Annotated in this window: 14 protein-coding genes and 1 pseudogene; 11 read left to right on the forward strand and 4 right to left on the reverse strand. The window is 71.7% G+C overall.

The features are described from left to right. Positions 1–186: 186 nt before the first annotated feature. The 4 genes and pseudogenes from OG252_RS24800 (at position 187) to OG252_RS24815 (ending at position 4171) form a co-directional block, all read left to right on the forward strand. The gene (locus OG252_RS24800; RefSeq protein WP_329338791.1) at positions 187–1068 is read left to right on the forward strand and encodes a hypothetical protein; all 882 of its coding nucleotides are present in this window, start codon (positions 187–189) and stop codon (positions 1066–1068) included. A 241-nt stretch (positions 1069–1309) separates the two neighbouring features. Then, positions 1310–2756 (forward strand): annotated as a pseudogene (locus OG252_RS24805) (SDR family NAD(P)-dependent oxidoreductase). A 72-nt stretch (positions 2757–2828) separates the two neighbouring features. Next, entirely contained in the window at positions 2829–3494 is a 666-nt protein-coding gene (locus OG252_RS24810; protein ID WP_266436346.1) for a response regulator, read from the forward strand. A 116-nt stretch (positions 3495–3610) separates the two neighbouring features. Continuing rightward, positions 3611–4171 (forward strand): tellurite resistance TerB family protein, encoded by a 561-nt coding sequence (locus tag OG252_RS24815; protein WP_329338794.1) that lies wholly within the window; start codon positions 3611–3613, stop codon positions 4169–4171. A gap of 364 nt (positions 4172–4535) precedes the next feature. Here the strand turns inward: OG252_RS24815 and OG252_RS24820 are convergent, their stop codons facing one another. The 3 genes from OG252_RS24820 to OG252_RS24830 form a co-directional block, all read right to left on the reverse strand. Then, positions 4536–5528 (reverse strand): TAXI family TRAP transporter solute-binding subunit, encoded by a 993-nt coding sequence (locus OG252_RS24820; RefSeq protein WP_266436350.1) that lies wholly within the window; start codon positions 5526–5528, stop codon positions 4536–4538. 163 nt (positions 5529–5691) lie between these two features. After that, on the reverse strand, positions 5692–7152 hold the full coding sequence (locus OG252_RS24825; RefSeq protein WP_329338797.1) for a sensor histidine kinase: 1461 nt from the start codon (positions 7150–7152) through the stop codon (positions 5692–5694). Positions 7153–7163: 11 nt separating this feature from the next. Then, entirely contained in the window at positions 7164–7832 is a 669-nt protein-coding gene (locus tag OG252_RS24830) for a response regulator transcription factor (protein ID WP_329338799.1), read from the reverse strand. A gap of 163 nt (positions 7833–7995) precedes the next feature. On the opposite strand from OG252_RS24830, the gene OG252_RS24835 reads away from it, so the two are divergent. The 6 genes from OG252_RS24835 to OG252_RS24860 all read left to right on the forward strand — a co-directional run bounded on the left by OG252_RS24835 (position 7996) and on the right by OG252_RS24860 (position 14467). Further along, a complete protein-coding gene (locus OG252_RS24835) occupies positions 7996–9021 on the forward strand; it encodes an amidohydrolase family protein (protein ID WP_329338801.1) in 1026 nt (341 codons plus the stop codon). Positions 9022–9026: 5 nt separating this feature from the next. Beyond that, positions 9027–9965, forward strand: coding sequence for an amidohydrolase family protein (locus OG252_RS24840; RefSeq protein WP_329338803.1), 939 nt, complete (start codon positions 9027–9029; stop codon positions 9963–9965). Between the two features lie 88 nt (positions 9966–10053). Further along, a complete protein-coding gene (locus OG252_RS24845; protein WP_266436360.1) occupies positions 10054–11427 on the forward strand; it encodes an MFS transporter in 1374 nt (457 codons plus the stop codon). 186 nt (positions 11428–11613) lie between these two features. Then, the gene (locus OG252_RS24850) at positions 11614–11784 is read left to right on the forward strand and encodes a hypothetical protein (protein ID WP_266436362.1); all 171 of its coding nucleotides are present in this window, start codon (positions 11614–11616) and stop codon (positions 11782–11784) included. Positions 11785–12262: 478 nt separating this feature from the next. Then, a complete protein-coding gene (locus tag OG252_RS24855) occupies positions 12263–13738 on the forward strand; it encodes an MFS transporter (protein ID WP_329338806.1) in 1476 nt (491 codons plus the stop codon). Positions 13739–13933: 195 nt separating this feature from the next. Next, entirely contained in the window at positions 13934–14467 is a 534-nt protein-coding gene (locus OG252_RS24860) for a GtrA family protein (RefSeq protein WP_329338808.1), read from the forward strand. Positions 14468–14571: 104 nt separating this feature from the next. Here OG252_RS24860 and OG252_RS24865 read toward each other — a convergent pair whose 3' ends face one another. Further along, positions 14572–15078: a hypothetical protein gene (locus OG252_RS24865; RefSeq protein ID WP_266436368.1), complete on the reverse strand. Its 507-nt coding sequence runs from the start codon at positions 15076–15078 to the stop codon at positions 14572–14574. A gap of 341 nt (positions 15079–15419) precedes the next feature. On the opposite strand from OG252_RS24865, the gene OG252_RS24870 reads away from it, so the two are divergent. Then, on the forward strand, positions 15420–18446 hold the full coding sequence (locus tag OG252_RS24870) for a golvesin C-terminal-like domain-containing protein (protein ID WP_329338811.1): 3027 nt from the start codon (positions 15420–15422) through the stop codon (positions 18444–18446). Positions 18447–18455 lie beyond the last annotated feature (9 nt).

Genomic DNA, 18455 nt, shown 5'->3' on the forward strand with positions numbered 1-18455 from the left:
CCCTCTCGTGAAACCCCGTGCCGGTCGGCCGGTCCGCGCTCCGTGGAGCCCGCGGCCCGAGCGGTCGAGTTCTGCCGCGCTCCGACGACGCACGGCTCTTCACGCAGACGCTTCTCCCCTCACACACACCGACTCCCACACCCCCCTCACACACTTCCGGGCTTCCCGCCCCCAGAAAGGAAGACCATGAAAGACCGCGCCAAGGTCGAGGACCTGCTCACCACGTCGGATCTGCAGGTGCAGAGCTCGGAGACCGCGTGGAAGCACGTCAGGGCCGAGTACGTCGACATCATCGACGACATCCTGGCGACGCTGGCACCGAGCGGCCCCTACGCGTACACCGTCAGTCCCTCGGTCGAGGAGGGCAAGGAACTCCCGACCCAGCGCATCGTCAGCACGTTCGACGAGATCGCGGCGTCCTACCGCGGCATGCACCGGTTCGCGGCCGTGGTGGCGATCCGCCCCGTGGCGGAGATCAACGCCTCCTGGTACACCTTCGTCAGCGGCATGGGGCGCGGGCGCGTCAAGGCGACCGGTGAGGAGAGCGAGCGGCCGGTCATCGTGATGTTCCCGACGATGGGCTCCGAGGGCATCACCGGTGAGCTGTTCTGGGGCAGGACCCAGCAGGGCAGCATGCCGGGAGACCCGGCCGACGGGGCGCTGGCCAGCCGGTACGCCGTGGCCGGGCTGCACGGGACCCTGCTCGACGCGTATCGCAAGGGCGACATCGACACGATCGTCGACAAGGCCCACCCCGAGATCCAGGGGGGCGTGCGCGACTACGTGTCGCACACCGGAACGCTGCCCGAGATCCACACCAAGGACGAGCTGCGGGCCCGCCTGGAGGCCTTCTACGACGAGTACTCCGTCCGCTCGATCGAGGTCGTCCACCAGCACTTCGACGACTGGTTCTTCTTCCACGAGCTGCGGTGGACGGTCGCGGCGCGGGGTGGCGCGAACGCCGGACAGAGCTTCCGGTACCACACCGCCGAGTACGCCGAGGTGTCCGCCGCCGGCCTCGTCGTCGCCCACATCGGCCACGGCACGGACCAGGTCAAGCTCGGCTGAGTCAGCGACCGGACCGCGGTAACCACGGCTTTCAACCACCCCCTTTTTTTCAACCACCCCCTGAGACCGGGGGCGTCTCGAGCGGAGGCGCCCCCGTCGCGCCGACTCCCGTGGGGACGGGGACCGGTGCTCCCTTCGGGCCCGGCGGCCGGGACAACTCCCCCGTACGCGCGGGCGTTCCCGCCGCCGGGCCCGAGGCAGAAACAGCTGGACGAGAAGGAGCACCCCCATGGACACCGGCATGAGCACCGGTCTTCGCGAGCGCTGCGTCGTCGTCACCGGCGCCGGGACCGACGTCGGCCGGGCCACGGCCGTGCGGTTCGCGCGCGAGGGCGCGTACGTGCTGGCGGCGGACCTGAGACGGGCGGGTGCCGACGAGACCGTCAAGGCCGTCGCGGACGCGGGCGGCACCGCCCTCGCGGTCATCGGCGACCTCAGTGACCAGCAGGTCGTGGACCAGGTCGTCGACACCGCCGTCGACGCTTTCGGCGGCGTGGACGTCCTCGCGCACAACGCGGCGATCACGGACCGGATGTCGGTGGTGAGCGAGACCGACGACGCCGAGTGGTACCGCGTCATCGAGGTCAATCTGACGGCACCGTTCCTGCTGCCCCGCGCCGTACTGCCGCACATGATGGCCGAGAGACGCGGCTCGATCGTCTTCACCGCGGCCGAGACCGGTCTGCGCGGCAGCATCGCCGGGGCCGCCTCCACCGCCTCCAGGCACGGCGTCGTCGGCACCTCGGGCGCCCCCGGTGCCGTCGCCCTCGCGCTGGTCCTGCTCCTCGTACCCGAGTCGACGGTCCGCACCGGCGGACGCTTCGACCTGATCGGCTCCTTCGGACTGGCGGCCGGCCTGATCTCCCTGCTGCCGGCCGTCTCCAAGGGCAGCGACTGGGGCTGGACCGACGCCGCCACGCTCGGCCTGCTCACCACCGCGCTCCTCGTCCTGCCCGCCTGGGGCTTCTACGAGCTGCGCACCGCCCGGCCCCTGGTGGACCTGCGGACCACCGCCCGCCGCCAGGTGCTCTTCACCAACCTCGCCTCGGTGGCGATCGGCTTCTCGATGTTCGCGATGTCCCTGGTGCTGCCGCAGCTGCTCCAGCTGCCCGAGGCCACCGGCTACGGCCTCGGCAGGTCCATGCTGGCCGTCGGCCTGGTCCTGGCCCCGCAGGGCCTGGTGATGATGACCATGTCCGCTGTCGGCCCGGCTCACCAGGGCCAAGGGCCCGAGGACCACCCTGATGTACGGCTCCCTCGTCGTCGCCGGCGGCTACAGCCTGAGCCTCGTGCTGATGTCGGAGATCTGGCACATCACGCTGGTCGCCTGCACCATCGGCGCCGGCATCGGCTTCGCCTACGGGGCCATGCCCGCCCTCATCATGGGCGCCGTGCCCACCTCCGGGACGGCCGCCGCCAACAGCCTCAACACCCTGATGCGCTCCCTCGGTACCTCCTTCGCCAGCGCCCTCGCCGGCGTCGTCCTCGCCCAGATGACCACCGACTTCGGCGGCCGCGCGCTGCCGTCCGAGAACGGCTTCAAGGTGGTCATGGGCATCGGCGCGGGTGCGGCCCTCCTCTCCTTCGCCCTCGCCTCCTTCATCCCGGGCGGACGCACCACCGGCCAGGAGACGCCGGCCGCCGACGGCCCGACGGACGCCGCGGAGGTCGGCGCGGCGAAGGTCTGAGACACCGCGAACACCATCGAAGGATCGAAGGGGAGCCGCCGTGCGTGCCGTGACCAGAAGCGGGGAGTCGTCGTGAGAGTGGTGATCGCCGAGGACAACGCCCTGCTCCGGCAGGGGCTCGTCCTGTTGCTCAGCTCGGCCGGGCATGAGGTCGTGGGCGTCGTCGGGTCCGGACCCGAGGTCCTCCCGGCGCTCCTGGAACACCGCCCGGACGCGGCCGTGCTCGACGTGCGCATGCCGCCGAGTTTCCGCGACGAGGGGCTGCGGGCGGCGCTGGAGGCGCGGCAGCGGATCCCGGGACTGCCGGTGCTGGTGCTCTCGCAGTACGTCGAGGAGTCGTACGCCGCGGAGCTGCTGGGCGGCGGCGCGAGCGGGGTCGGCTACCTGGTCAAGGACCGGGTGGGACGGGTCGACGAGTTCCTCGACGCGCTGGAGAGGGTCGCGGCCGGCGGCACGGCCCTCGACCCCGAGGTGGTGACCGAACTGCTGACCCGCCGCCGGGACTCGCCGCTGGACTCGCTGACCCCGCGCGAACGCGAGGTGCTGGCCCTCATGGCCGAGGGCCACGACAACGTCACGATCGCCGAGACCCTCGTCATCACGGAACGCTCGGTCAGCAAGCACATCGGCAACGTCTTCCTCAAGCTGGGACTGCCACCGAGCGACAGCGGACACCGCAGGGTGCTGGCCGTGCTGGCGTTCCTGAACCGCTCCCATTCCACCGCCGACGGGCGTTGAGCCGAGCGCCCGGCAGGCCGCCATGGAACTTCGGGGAGCCGGCGGGCGTTGCAGAAGGACGCGCGGAACGCACGCGCGCGACCGGAACGACGTGGGCTGAAGCCGAGGTGGCACGCATGGCGATGTGGGATCGGATCAAGGACCAGGCCAAGGGTCTGCAGCAGCAGGCGCAGGGGACACGGAGCGCCGGCGCCGGCGGCGGACACGGGCGCCCGGGTTCGGGTTCGGCCGGGGGATCGCGGGCCCAGCTGGTCAGCACCCTGAAGACCCAGCTCACCTCCCTCAAGACGGAGCTGAAGAGCGGCGCCTACCGGGACGCCAGCATGGCCATGTGCGCCCTGGTCGCCGCCGCCGACGGGCATGTCGACCCGGCCGAGCGGCAGCACGTGGAGTCGCTGATCCTGAACAACGACGTCCTGCAGAACTTCCCGTCCGAACAGCTGCGCCAGCGCTTCAACAAGCACGTCGACCAGCTGGCGCTCAACTTCCAGCAGGGCAAGGCCACGGCGATGCAGGAGATCGCCAAGGCCGCGAAGAAGCCGACGGAGGCCAGGGCGGTCGTACAGACCGGCTTCGTCGTCGCGGGCGCGGACGGCTACGTCGCGCCGGCCGAGGAACAGATCCTCCGCGAGGCCTGCTCCGTACTGGGCGTCTCCCCCCAGGAGTTCGGCCTCTGAGCCACGCCCCCGAACCGGCAACAACAGCGGCCGACCACGAACCGGCCCCGCATCCGTACCCCGGATGCGGGGCCGGTTCGTGGTTCAGGGCGCCGGCCCGGCTTCAGCGACTCCCCGTCCGAGGCCAAACGGGGTGGCCGACATCGAGGCCCGGCGCTGGGACAGCGCCCCCATACGGGCCGGCCCGGCTTCAACGCCCCCCCGTCCGAGGCCAAACGGAGTGGCCGACATCGAGGCCCGGCGCTGGGGCGGCATCCCCGCACGAGCCGACCCGGCTTCAACGACCCCCCACCCCTGTCCGTGGCCAAGCCGGATGTGCCGACGTCGCGGACCGGCGCGGGCACAGGGTGCGCGGCGACCCCGCTCAGCCGTGCAGTGAGCGGTACGCCGCGGCCGCCCCGGGGTGGAGGGGGATGCTGCCCGTGCCGATCAGGCTGCCGGCGTCGAGGAACTGGGTGCCGACGGCGTTGTCGGGGACGAGCGCGGTGGCGCGCAGGACCAGGAGGCGGGTGAGCGCGTCGGCCACGGTGCGGGAGAGGTCGGGGCGGCACACCAGCAGGTTGGACACGCCGATGGTGGCGACACCGCCCGCCGCCCGGTACGCGCCCTGCGGCAGGGACACCTCCTCCAGGCCCGCCCCGGCCCGGCCGTCGCGGTCGCCAAGCCGGGGCAGCAGGCCGGCGAGTGGCAGGAAGCGCAGGCCGGGCCGGTCGTCGAGGCCGGACAGCACGGGCAGCGGTACGCCGCCCGCCACGAGCAGCGCGTCGACCGTGCCCGCCCGCACGGCGTCGGCCGCGGCGGCCAGCGGCAGATGGCGTACGGGTACGTCGGTGCCGGGCGCCAGGCCCGCGGCGTGCAGGATCCGTTCGCCGAGTACGGCCGCCCCCGATCCGGCCGCGCCGAGCGAGACGGCGTGCCCGGCCAGGTCGGACACGGCACGCACGGGCGAGTCGGCGCGGACGGCGAACTGGAGGTAGGTCTCGTACACCCTGCCGATCGCGCGCAGCGGCACCGGGCGCGGGAAGAGGCCGGTGCCCTGGGCGGCCCGGGCGGTGTCGGTGAGGACGAGGGCGAGGTCGGCGCGGCGGTCGCGCAGCAGCTCGATGTTGGTGACGCTGCCCGCGGTGGTCCGTACCCGACAGCTCAGCCGCGGATACTCCGCCTCGAGCTCGGCGGTGAGGAGTCGCCCGAAGGCCGCGTAGAACGCCGTGGGCTCACCGGTCGCGAACCGCAGCACACCCGCCGGCCCGGGCCGCTGCCCGGAGGCATCACCCGTGAGCGCCCCTCCGAGCACGGCGACGCCCGCCGAACCGAGGGCGGCGCGCAGAGCGGTACGACGATCGACGGCGCGCATCATGACGCACCACCCGGAGGGCTCCACCCAGCAGGGTTCTCACCGGAACGGGGGGCTCCATCCATGGCGCCCTCCATGGCGGCCTCCATGGCACCCCCCACGGCACCGCAACCGGCCACAGCCCGACCACCCCGCCCCGCCGCCCGACGCACCTCGGCCCGGCGATTCACCGCACACCCCCGTCGACACCGGCAGCGTCGCCCCGGCCATCGCCACCACCGTCGCCGATACCCCCACCGCCCCGCCCCCACGGCACAACCGCCCTCGCCCGCAACCCCCGGGGCCGCCCCGCCCCCAGCTCCAGCCGCCCGCCCCGCCCCGCCAGCAACTGCTCGGCGATGGCCAGTCCCAGCCCCGTGCCCGAGGTCCCGTCCTGTCGGCCCGAACGCCAGAACCTCGTGGTGGCCAGGGCGAGTTCGTCCGCGTCCAGGCCGGGCCCGTCGTCCGTCACCGTCACGACCGCGAGCGAACCCTCCCGCGTACAGCGGAGCGAGATCTCGGCACCCGGACCCGCGTACTTGATGGCGTTGTCCAGGAGGATGTCCGTGATCTGGGCGAGTTCGCGGTCCGTGCACGCGGCCGGAACCGAGGCCGGACCCTCCTCAAGACGGAGGCGGGCCCCGGCGCGGCGGGCGACCGGCTCCCACAGCCGGTACTGGGCGGCCGCGACCGCCGCCGCGTCGCAGTGGGCGTCCGATCCGTCGGTCACCGTCAGTTCCCCGGCCCGGTGTTCCGCGGCGGCGAGGGCGAGCAGGTCGTCGAGGAGGGTCTCCAGACGGTCGAGTTCGGTGGTGACGCCGGTGTAGGTGCGGTCCCCGGAGGGGCGGAGATGAGTCTGCAGGGCGTCGACGCGCAGCCGGAGCGCAGCCATGGGGTTGCGCATCTGGTGGGAGGTGTCGGCGACGAGCCGGCGCTGCTGCTCCAGGGCCGCGGTGACGGTACGCGCCATGCGGTTGAAGCCGGTCGCGAGCTGACGCAGTTCCGGTGGGCCGCCGGCCCGGGTCTGCTCGGGCGGGAGCCCGGCGGCGAGCTGGCCGACCGCCCGGTCGAGGCGCCGCAGCGGGCTGACCACCCAGCCGGTCGCGGCCCGGGCGAGGACCGTGCAGGCGACGGCGACCAGGGCCGTTCCGGCGATGACGGCGGCCCACAGCCGGGTGATGTCCTCCGCCGCGGTCGCCACCGAGGCCCGCAGCACGACGGCCCCGGAGACCCGGGTCCCGGTGCCCGCGGGCTCGGCGAACATCCGGTGCCCGCGCGACCAGGGACGCAGTGCGCCCGTCGGGTGCGCGGTCTGGTTGCGCAGCGCCGCTTCGAGGAGCCGGGCCACGGCGGGGTCGGCGGCCCGCATGCCGCCGGTCTCGACGACCGGGCTGCGGCGTGTGTCGGTGACGACGAGGGCTTCGCCGTACAACTGTGTGTAGCGCCGCGCCTCGGCGGCCAGCGCGGAGGTGTCGCCGGTCGCCGCGGCCTGGTCCATGAGGGACGCGAAGCGGTCGAGGTCGGCGCCGCGGGAGAGGACCAGCTGCTGGGTGCGGTCGGACGCGGTGAACAGCAGCAGCGGTACGGCGAACGCGGCCACCACGAGCACGGCGAACACCAGCAGCGCGGCCTGGACCCGGGTGCGCACGCGTCGGCTCCTCAGGTGCCGAGGTCGCCGAAGCGGTAGCCGAAGCCCCGGATCGTGGTGAGCAGCTCGGGGCGGCGCAGCTTGCCGCGCAGCTGGGTGAGGTGGACGTCCAGGGAGCGGGACACGGCGTGGTGGGCGTCGCCCCACACCTCGTCGAGGAGCTGCTCACGGCTGACCGCGGTGCCCGCCCGGCCGGCCAGCACGGCGAGGATGTCGAACTCCTTGGTGGTCAGCTCGACCTCCGCGCCGCCGACCCTGACCCGGCGCGCGTCGAGGTCGACCTCGACGTCACCGGCACGGACCGTACGCACCGCGGGGGCGCCCTTGGCCGCCGTACGCCGGGTGACGGTCTCGATGCGGGCGAGCAGTTCGGCGAGGCGTACGGGCTTGACGAGGTAGTCGTCGGCGCCGAGCCGCAGCCCGCGGACGACCGAGCGTTCGTCGCCGCGGGCGGTGAGCACCACGACCGACAGATCGCTCACGGCCCGTAGCGCGCGCAGCACGTCGAGACCGTCGATGTCGGGCAGGCCCAGATCGAGAAGCAGCAGGTCGGAGCTGCGGTGGTAGGTCATCACCTCGCTGCCGTACCGGACCCGCCTGGTGACGTGCCCATGGTCGTACAGCACCTCGACGAGCGCCGCGGCCACTCCGTCGTCGTCCTCGGCCAGCAGTATCTGCATCCTGCCCGCCTCCCTTCGGCCACACCCCCTGACCGAATGTAAACCACCCGGGCCACAGGGCCGCCGGAGTGTTAAGGGGAGGTTAGTTCTGTGTTCGGGTCTCTCGTCCGTCCGTGCGGGGCGGAGCCAAGGTGCGGGAGCGCCTAGCGAGAAGGACACAGCAATGATCATCGACTGCCACGGCCACTACACGACCGCCCCGCCGGCCCTGGAGGCATGGCGCAACCGGCAGATCGCCTCCCTCACCGACCCGACGGCCGCTCCCTCCCGCGCGGACCTGCGTATCAGCGACGACGAACTGCGCGAGACCGTCGAGTCGAACCAGGTGCGGCTGATGGACGAGCGCGGCATCGACGTGACGGTCTTCTCACCCCGCGCGTCGTTCATGGCGCACCACATCGGGGACTTCGCCACCTCCGCCGCCTGGGCGGCGATCTGCAACGAACTGTGCCACCGCGTCAGCGAGTTGTATCCGCAGCGCTTCGTGCCCGCCGCGATGCTGCCGCAGTCCCCCGGCGTCGACCCCGCCACCTGCGTCCCGGAACTCACCCGCTGCGTGGAGGAGTTCGGCGCCGTCGCCCTGAACCTCAACCCCGACCCCTCCGGGGGCCACTGGACCGCCCCGCCGCTGACCGACCGCTCGTGGTACCCCGTCTACGAAAAGATGGCCGAGTACGACATCCCGGCGATGATCCACGTCAGTACGAGCGTCAACCCGGCCTTCCACACCACCGGCGCGCACTACCTCAACGCCGACACCACGGCGTTCATGCAGCTGCTCCAGGGCGACCTCTTCGCCGACTTCCCGACCCTGCGCTTCGTCATCCCTCACGGCGGCGGTGCGGTGCCGTACCACTGGGGCCGGTTCCGCGGCCTCGCGATGGCGCTCGGGAAACCCCCGCTGGAGGAACACGTCCTCGGCAACGTCTTCTTCGACACCTGCGTCTACCACCAGCCCGGCTCGGACCTCCTCTACGAGGTCATCCCGGCCAGGAACATCCTCTTCGCCTCGGAGATGATCGGCGCCGTCCGCGACGTCGACCCGTGCACCGGCCACCACTTCGACGACACCCGTCGCTACGCGGAGGCGGCCAAGCTCCCCGCGGACGACCTCGCGGCGATCCAGGAGCACAACACCCGCGCCGTGTACCCCCGCCTGGACGCCCTGCTGAAGCGCCAGGGGCGGTGAGCCACATGAGCACCCCCTCCCCGAAGACCCCCCTCGCCCCCAGGACCCCCGGCTGGCTGGACTGGTACCGGAACCCGTCGAAACCGGCCTTCCGGCTCCCGCCGGGCACGGTGGACACCCACTGCCACGTCTTCGGCCCGCAGGCCGAGTTCCCCTTCGCGCCGGAGCGGAAGTACACGCCCTGCGACGGCGGCAAGGACGAACTGTTCGCGCTGCGCGACCACTTGGGCATCGCCCGCAACGTCGTCGTGCAGGCCACCTGCCACGGCGCGGACAACACCGCCATGGTCGACGCCGTCCGGTCGTCGGGCGGCCGGGCGCGCGGCATCGCGACCGTCCGGCCGGACATCGGCGAGCGCGAGCTGCTCGACCTGGACGCGGCGGGAGTCCGCGGAGTGCGCTTCAACTTCGTACGCCGTCTGGTCGACGCCTCCCCCGCGGAGAACCTGAGCACGATCGCGAAGAAGGTCGCCCCGCTGGGCTGGCACATCGTCCTGTACTTCGAGAGTGCCGACCTGCCCGAACTGGAGGGCTTCTTCGGCTCGTTGCCCACTCCGCTGGTCGTGGACCACATGGGCCGGCCGGACGTGACCCGGCCGGTGGACGGGCCGGAGTTCACCCGGTTCCTGCGCTTCGTCGAGGCGGGCGACGTCTGGGTGAAGGTGACCTGCCCCGAACGCCTCAGCGCGACCGGCCCCGCCGCCCTCGACGGCGAACAGCACGCCTACACCGACGTCGTCCCCTTCGGCCGCCGCGTCGTCGAGGAGTTCCCCGACCGGGTGCTGTGGGGCACCGACTGGCCGCACCCCAACCTCACCGACCACATGCCCGACGACGGGCTCCTCGTCGACCACGTCCCCCAGGTCGCGGTCACCGCCGAGCAGCAGCACAAGCTGCTCGTCGCCAACCCCATGAGCCTGTACTGGCCCGGCGAGGCCGCCTGACACACGCCCGACTCCCGTCCCCTCCCCCCTCTCCTCTCCCCTCCCCTCCTCTCCTCTCCCCCCTTCCCGACTTCGACAAGGGCCGCTCATGCAGACCGCCAACGCGCTCAACCGGCTGGACCGGCTTCCGGTCTCCCGGTTCCACAAGACCACGATGCTCGCCGTCGCCTTCGCGTACTTCTTCGAGTTCGCGGACATCAACAGCTTCGCCACCACCGCACCGAAACTGATCGACCTGTGGGGCATCACGGTCGACCAGGTCGCCTACGTCACCTCCCTGTCGTTCGTCGGCATGTTCATCGGCGCGATCGTCGCCGGGGGCATCTCCGACCGGTGGGGCCGCAAACGGGCCCTGCTGTGGACGACCCTCTTCTTCGGCCTCTCCTCGTTCGCGGCGGTGTTCTCCTGGGACCTCGTGTCCCTGGGCGTCTTCCGCGTCCTGACCTCGGCGGGCCTGTCGGCGATGACCGTCGTGGGCGTCGTCTACATCAACGAGATGTACCCGTCGGCGATCCGCGGCAAGTACCAGGCGTACGCCATCGTCATCGGCATCTGCGGCACGCCCGTCACCAACCTCATCGCCAGCGCGGTCGTGCCGCTGAGCGACTGGTCGTGGCGGCTGGTCTACCTGTGGGGTTCCCTGGGCGTCCTGCTCGTCCTGTTCACCCGGCACCTCAAGGAATCCCCCCGCTGGCTCGAGAGCCGGGGAGAGCATGCCAAGGCGGACGCGGTCCTGCGCGAGATTGAGGCGAGCGTCGCCGCGGAGAAGGGCCCGTTGCCCGAGCCCGCGCCCCCCGTCGCCGAAACTCCGTCGACCAAGGCCCCGCTGCGCCTGCTCCTGCAGAAGAAGTACCTGTACCCGACACTGCTGCTCACGGTGCTGTGGATGACCCAGACCATCGGCTTCTTCGGCTACTCGAGCTGGGCGCCGACCCTGCTGGCCAAGGAGGGCTTCAGCGTCGAGAAGTCCGTCTTCTACGTGGCCCTGACCACGGTCGGAGCACCCCTCGGCTGCTATCTCGCGTCCCTGGTCACCGACCGCTTCGAGCGCAAGTGGTGCCTGGTCGCCTTCGGTGCGGTGATCGCGGTGTGCGGCCTGTTCTACGGGCTCACCTTCGACCCCGTCTTCATCATCGTGTTCGGCTTCCTGGTCAACCTCTTCGAGCGCGGCTACACGGCCCTCGCCTACGCCTACTCCCCCGAGCTCTTCGACACCCGCAGCCGCTCCCTGGGCACGAGCGTCTCCTACGGCCTCGGCCGGCTGTCGAACGCCGCCGGTCCCCTGATCGTCGCGGCGCTCTACAACGGCCACGGCTACCGCAGCGTCTTCTACTTCATCGCCGGCACCTGGATGATCGGCGCGATCGCCCTGGCCGTCTTCGGCCCCCTGACCCGCTCGGCCCGCCTCGCCGAGACGGATCGGAAGCCACAAGAGCCACAAGACGCGAGCGTCCCCGCCTGAGGTCCTCGCGTCGGCACCCGGTCACGGAGTCCCCGAGACTCCGTGACCGGGTTTTTTCGTGCCCGGACGCCTCAATCCGAGAAGGTTGCTTGACTTAAGTAACTCGATTGTGTTTGCCTAAGTCAAGCAACGAAGTGACCGGCCGAGAAGCCGGTCGCATCCCCTTCCTCGCGCAGGAGCATCCCCATGCCGCACACCACCACCGCGGCGGCCGGAACAGACCGAATCGGCCGACCGGCAGCCGCCACCTCCGGCCCGACCCGGTCGCCGGGCACCGCCGGACTCGTCATGCCTCTCTGGCAGGCGCTGGCCCATCCCCTGTCGACCGACCTGACGAAGGGCGGCCTGCGACCGTGAACTCCGCCCTGACCTGCCTCTTCCTCGCCGCAACCGCGGCCGGGGTGACCGCCCTCGCCGCCGCCTGGCTCGGCTGGGGACACCGCACCACCTGACGGGCGTACGACACCGGCCCGACGAACGCCCGACCAACGCCCGACTCGACAGACCTGCCGCCCTCGGCCCTCCCGGCCAGGGCGCCCATGACCGGGGCCGCCCCGAGCGGAGACGGCCCCGCCGCGCCGCCCCGTGGGGACGGGGACGGCGCGGTCACCGGGCCCGGTCGCCGGAACACTCCCCCCAACCGGCACCGGGTCCGGTGACACCCCCACCCACGACACCGCGTCCGGGCGTACGCCCCCACCCGCACGCCCAGATCGCCGCACCCCCGTACCCCCGCGCCCCTGCACTCCGCACCTCGCACCTCGCACTGCTTGCGCAGTCCAAGCACCCCTTGACACCGACCTCGTCCCGATGGATCCCGATGGAGGCCTCTGCCATGTCCGACGCCCTTGCCCGACCCGCCGCGACGGGGGCATCCGCCCCGCCGAGAGCGAACGCCGTCGTCGCGGTGCTGGCCCTGGCCGGCATCGTCGTCTCGCTGATGCAGACCCTGGTCATCCCGATCGTCCCCGAGCTGCCGAAGCTCCTGGACGCCTCGGCGTCCAACACCGCCTGGGCGGTGACCGCGACCCTGCTGGCCGCGTCCGTGGCCACCCCCGTGGTCGGCCGCCTCGGCGACATGTTCGGCAAGCGCCGGATGCTGCTGGTCAGCATCGTGCTGCTGGTGTCCGGCTCGGTGGTCTGCGCGCTGGCCGACTCCCTCGTCCCGATGATCATCGGCCGGGGTCTGCAGGGCCTGGCCGCCGCCGTCGTCCCGCTCGGCATCAGCATCATGCGGGACGCGCTGCCCGCCGACCGCCTGGCCGGCTCCACCGCCCTGATGAGCGCCTCCCTCGGCGTCGGCGGCGCCCTCGGTCTGCCCGCCGCCGCGTTCATCGCCGACAAGTGGGACTGGCACCTCCTGTTCTGGGTCTCCGCCGCACTCGGCGCCCTGGCCTTCCTGCTGGTGCTGATGGTCGTACCGGAGTCGAAGGTCCGCACCGGCGGCCGCTTCGACCTCGTCGGCTCGATCGGCCTGTCCGCCGGACTGGTCTCCCTGCTGCTGGCCGTCTCCAAGGGCGGCGACTGGGGCTGGACCAGCGCCACCACCCTGGGCCTCGGCATCGGTTCGGTCGTCATCCTGCTGGCCTGGGGCCGGTGGGAGCTGAAGGCGAGGCAGCCGCTGGTCGACCTGCGCACCACCGCCCGCCCGCAGGTGCTCTTCACCAACCTCGCCTCGGTCGCGCTCGGCTTCTCGATGTTCGCGATGTCCCTGGTGCTGCCGCAGCTGCTCCAGCTGCCCGAGGCCACCGGCTACGGCCTCGGCAGGTCCATGCTGGCCGTCGGCCTGGTCCTGGCCCCGCAGGGCCTGGTGATGATGACCATGTCCGCCGTCTCCGCGGCCATCACCAAGGCCAAGGGCCCCAAGCTCACCCTGATGATCGGCGCGCTGATCGTGGCCTCCGGCTACGCCCTCAACATCGTGCTCATGTCCGAGGTCTGGCACCTCGTCCTGGTCTCCTGCATCATCGGCGCCGGCATCGGCTTCACGTACGGGGCCATGCCCGCCCTCATCATGGGTGCCGTCCCGGCCTCCGAGACGGCCGCGGCCAACAGCCTCAACACCTTGATGCGCTCGCTGGGCACCAGCTTCGCCAGCGCCCTCGCCGGCGTCATCCTCGCCCAGATGACCACCGACTTCGGCGGTTTCGCGCTGCCCTCGGAGAACGGCTTCAAGGTCGTCATGGCGATCGGCGCCGGAGCCGCCCTGCTCGCCTTCCTCTTCGCCTCCTTCATCCCGAAGCACCGCGTCACGCAGCCCGCCGTGGACGGTCCGGCCGAGAACAAGGAGGTCGTCGCGGCCAAGGCGTAACCGCACCCGCAAGTTCCAGGACGGCCGTCTCCCCCGTGGGAGGCGGCCGTCCGGCGTGTGCGGTACCAGCCGCTGGATCGGACGGGGCTCGACTCCAGATGTACTTGCGTAACTCAAGCAATCCAATTATGATTGAGTAAGTCAAGCAAACATACGCGGCCAAGAGGCGCAGCGTACGGCCGGATGGAGACCGCCATGGACAACGCGCCCCGCACCCAGGCCGCACCCGGCCCGCTCGCCTCCTTCGCCCGGTTCGTGGTGTTCGGCGGCGGCGTCGGCCTCCTCTCCGGCCTCGCCGTACCGATGCTGGCCGCGTCGATGCCCTGGGCGGTGGCGAACGCGCTGATCACCGTCGCCTCCACGCTCCTGTGCACGGAGCTGCACGCCCGCTTCACCTTCGGGTCGGGGCGGCGCGCCGGATGGCGTCAGCACTGGCAGTCCGCCGGTTCGGCCACCGCCGCCTACGCGGTGACCTGCGCCGCGATATTCATTCTGCACCTGGTGCAGTCGTCGCCCGGGATGCTCACCGAGCAGATCGTCTACCTCGGCGCCTCCGGCCTCGCCGGCATCGGCCGCTTCGTGGTCCTGCGCCTGTTCGTCTTCGCCACCGGCGGCAACCGGAGCACCGAGACGGTGCCGGTCTCGGTGCAGGCGCCGGTGCAGGTGCCCGCGCCGGTGCGGACGAAGACCCTGCGGCCGGCGCGGCCGATGGTCCTGTCGGCGGCGTGACGCCCCAAGCACGCCCCAAGCACGCCCTGAACACCCCAAGAAGGCCCGGGTCCGAGACCCGGGCCTTCTTGCTGTGCACAGTGATCGGACGTCAGGCGGCGGGCTCAGCCGTACAGGGCCACCCTCGGGTGCACCGTGCCCTCGGCCTCCGGGTCGGTGACCGTGACGCGGTAGACGGCGGTGAGGGTGTCGCCCGCAGGCAGCGTGCGCTGTGCGGTCGCGAGGTCCGTGTACAGCGTGCCGGTCTGGCTTCCGAGCTCGACGGCCTTCCAGCAGCCGCCCGGGGTGCGCCGCTCGACGGTGATGTCCGAGGGCTCGAGGAACGGTCCCGCGTCCGGCGACTCCACCAGGAGCTGCGGGGCCACGGTCTGGTCCGCCGACGATTCGTTGCGGTAGGTGACCGTGAACTCGTGCTGCTCGCCGTCGGCCACGAGGGGGGCCGTGGGCAGGTCAAGGAAGTCGACAAGTACGGGCTCGGCGGGTACGGACGACACCGCCGCGGCGGTGTGCTGCGTGGTGGCCGCCGCAGCGGGTCCCGCCGTGGCGAGGCCGGCCAGGCCCACGACGACAGCCAGGAAAGCAATTCTGAGGCGACTGTTCTTCGACGACACGTGCTGATCCTTCGGTTCGCACAGGTGAATTGGAGCGCAGCGTAACCCGCGGTCGCCGCCCTGCGGATCAGCCCTGTGGCCGAGGCGGGAGTTCACGAAATGTGACAGCAACTCGACGCTGTGGAGCGAGAGATGAATTGCTCTCACTCTCTCGTGGATATTTCGTGGATACCCCCCGGTAGCGCTCCTCGGGCGCCAACTGCAGTCATAGCGGACTGATAACTTCCGCTCACCGGCCAGGGGGAACCATCAAAAGCCGGTACCAGACCTTGATAAATGAACCCGGACGGAATGCCTTGCGCGCTTCTCGTGAAAACCCCGGAGGAAGGCACCGCTGGCGGGTGCCGAAGAGCCGACGCGGTCGGATACTCGCGGCCGGCGGGACGGCCGTACTGGCGATGGCGCTCGTCGCACCGCTGGCGTCGGCGGCCCTGACCGGCTCGTCCCCGCCCGGCGCCACGCCGCTGCCGGACCGGGTGACCGACACCTCCCAACTGCCGTCGGGGTGGCGGCAGTCCGAGGACCGCATCGTCACCTACGACGGAGACGGCACCGGACTGCACGTACTGGTCGCCGATGCCGCCAAGGCCTACAAGTGGCGCACCGCGGCCACCCTGTCCGAGCCGGGCATCGACACCGACCAGTGGATCGGGCAGAGCTGTGTGACGGCGTCGGGCGACCGTGCCGTGGTGGTCTACGCGCCCCGGCAGGTGATCAACGACCAACTGGGGTTCCAGCAGGGCGCGTTCGCGGCCGTGGTCGACCTGGTGGACGGCACGGTGACCAAGCTGCCGCAGCTGGTCTCCCTCGCCTACTTCAACCCCGGCTGCGGCGACGGCGAACAGGCCGTACTGTCCCGGCCGCAGGGCGAGGGCACGCAACTGCTGACCGTCGACGCGCGGCGGGCGAGCGTGACGCGTGAGCAGACCGTGCCCGGTCAGCTCACCTCGGCCGTGCCCTTCGGGACCGGCATCGCGGCGGCCACCGGCGACTCGGTCGTGTCGGTGGACCGGCAGGGCGACGTCCACACCCTGGCCCGTACAGAGGGGACGCCGTTCCGGCTGGTGCCGGACGCGCACAGCGGCCTCGCCTACCAGGTCCCGGCCGCCGGGAAGAAGGTGGAGGTCCGCCGGGTCACGGACGCCGGCTCGGACCGGCTGCTCGGCTCCGGCGCACTCGGGGCCCTGGCGGTGCACGGCACCGGCGGCCACGTCTTCGTGACCGGGAAGGGCGCACAGGAGGACACCCCGGGCTCCGTGCTGCCGAAGAACTGGCCGCAGGACTGGCGGGTCCTCGACGTCCCGGCCGCGTCCGAGGTCTCCACCACCGGTGATCTCGCCCTGACCCGCGTCAGCAACGGCGGCGAGGCGGCCGGCGGCGACACCGTCACCGTGGTCGCGGCCGACGGCGCCGCCCAGCCCGTCGGCATCAACGCCCTTGCACCCGAAACCGGCGCGGCCTTCGACTTCCGGGTGAAGCCCGAGGCACCGCGGCGGAGCCAGGGCGCCGAGCAGTCCCCGGCCCTGGGCCGGAGCGCGGACGACGAGTCGACCGGCATCACCACGAACAGCGTCGCGGACCCGTCGGCCGGCCTGCACACGAACAGCGTCGAGAGCCCGTCGGCCGCCATGCGGCTGGACAGCGCCGACGACGACAGTCCCGAGCACACCACCACCGACCCCGACCGCGCCTGCGCCGTCACCCGCAACGACCCGGAGCTCCAGGCGCTCCAGCCGTCCCCCGCCATGGTCGAGTGGGCGACCGACCTCGCCGTCCAGGGCAAGCTCGACGTCCGCCGCCGGTCCGGCTGGAACGGCACCGACCTCTCGTCGTACACCCCGCAGGGGATGTTCCCGCCGGTCGCGCTCGAAGGCGGCGGCCGGGTGCCCGCGCAGATCATGCTCGGCGTGCTCACCCAGGAGTCCAACCTCGTGCAGGCCACCTCCCGGGCGACCGCGGGCGAGAGCGGCAACTTCATCCAGGGCGGCTACTACGGCAACGGCGGCAGCGTCCACACCGTCGACTGGTCGGCCGCCGACTGCGGTTACGGCATCGGCCAGGTGACCAGCGGCATGGCCCGCTCGGACACCACCTTCACCGCCGAGCAGCAGAAGGCGATCACCGTCGACTACGCGGCCAACATCGCCGCCAGTGTGCAGATCCTCCAGGACAAGTGGAACCAGCTGTACAAGCAGGGCATTCTCGCCAACGGCGGCGACCCCCGGTACCTGGAGAACTGGTGGTTCGCGCTGTGGGCGTACAACAGCGGCTTCAACCAGCCCGACGCGTCTGACGCGGCCGCCCCCTGGGGCCTCGGCTGGTTCAACAACCCGGCCAACGGCCTCTACCCGCCGGACCGGAAGATGTTCCTGTCCTCCGGCTACGACGACGCCCGCACCCCCAATCTGTGGACCTACCCGGAGCGGGTCCTGGGCTGGGCCGCGTACTCCCAGCAGAAGACCGACCCGACGACCGGCACGAGTGGCCCGGCCTTCACCGTCGGCACCTGGCCGACCGGCAAGGCGCCGGACGCCCAGCCGCCGCACGACGCCTTCTGCGATCCGGCCGTCAACGAGTGCGACACCTCCAAGCCCCGCAAGGTCGAGGGATCCAGCCAGCCCGAAGGCCCCTGCCAGCGGGACGACTTCAAGTGCTGGTGGCACGAGGCGTCGACGTGGACGGACTGCACCGCCACGTGCGGCACCGAGGTGCTCGCGTACAAGGCGACCGACCCCGAGCCGAAGACCACGTCATCCCGCCCGGCGTCCTGCGCCTCCACCCTCCCCGCGAACGCGCTGATCGTGGACGACGTGCCGAACACGGTGAAGTTCCGGGTGGGCAGTACCAACCCCTGCGCCGGCGAGAAGAACTGGACCAGCCGGGGCACCCTGTCGTTCACCTTCGGCTCCGCCCAGCAGAACGGCGCGACCGTCTACCCGTCGAAGATCGACTTCCATCAGCTCGGTTCGGGCTTCGGCGGTCACTTCTGGTTCACCCACACCCGCGTGCCGACCTACACCGACTCGGTCGTCACCGGCACCTGGACGCCCGACCGGTCGATCGACGGCTGGGCGCGGGTCCTGGTCCACCTGCCCGACCACGAGGCCAACACCGGCCAGGCGACGTACCGCATCGATCTGGGTGACGGAACCGTCGTCGAGAAGACGATCTCCCAGGACACCGGCGGCAAGAACACCTGGGTCTCCCTGGACTCGTACGAGTTCCACGGCACCCCGACCGTCTCCCTGAGCTCGGACACGGCCGACGGCACCGGCGACGACTCGATCGCCTGGGACGCCCTGGCCTTCGAGCCCCTGCCCGCCGAACCCTCGGACGCCACTACGGCATCCCCGTCCCCGCAGAAGTAGGGGAGCGGG

Source organism: Streptomyces sp. NBC_01352 (assembly GCF_036237295.1).
GTDB lineage: Bacteria > Actinomycetota > Actinomycetes > Streptomycetales > Streptomycetaceae > Streptomyces > Streptomyces plumbiresistens.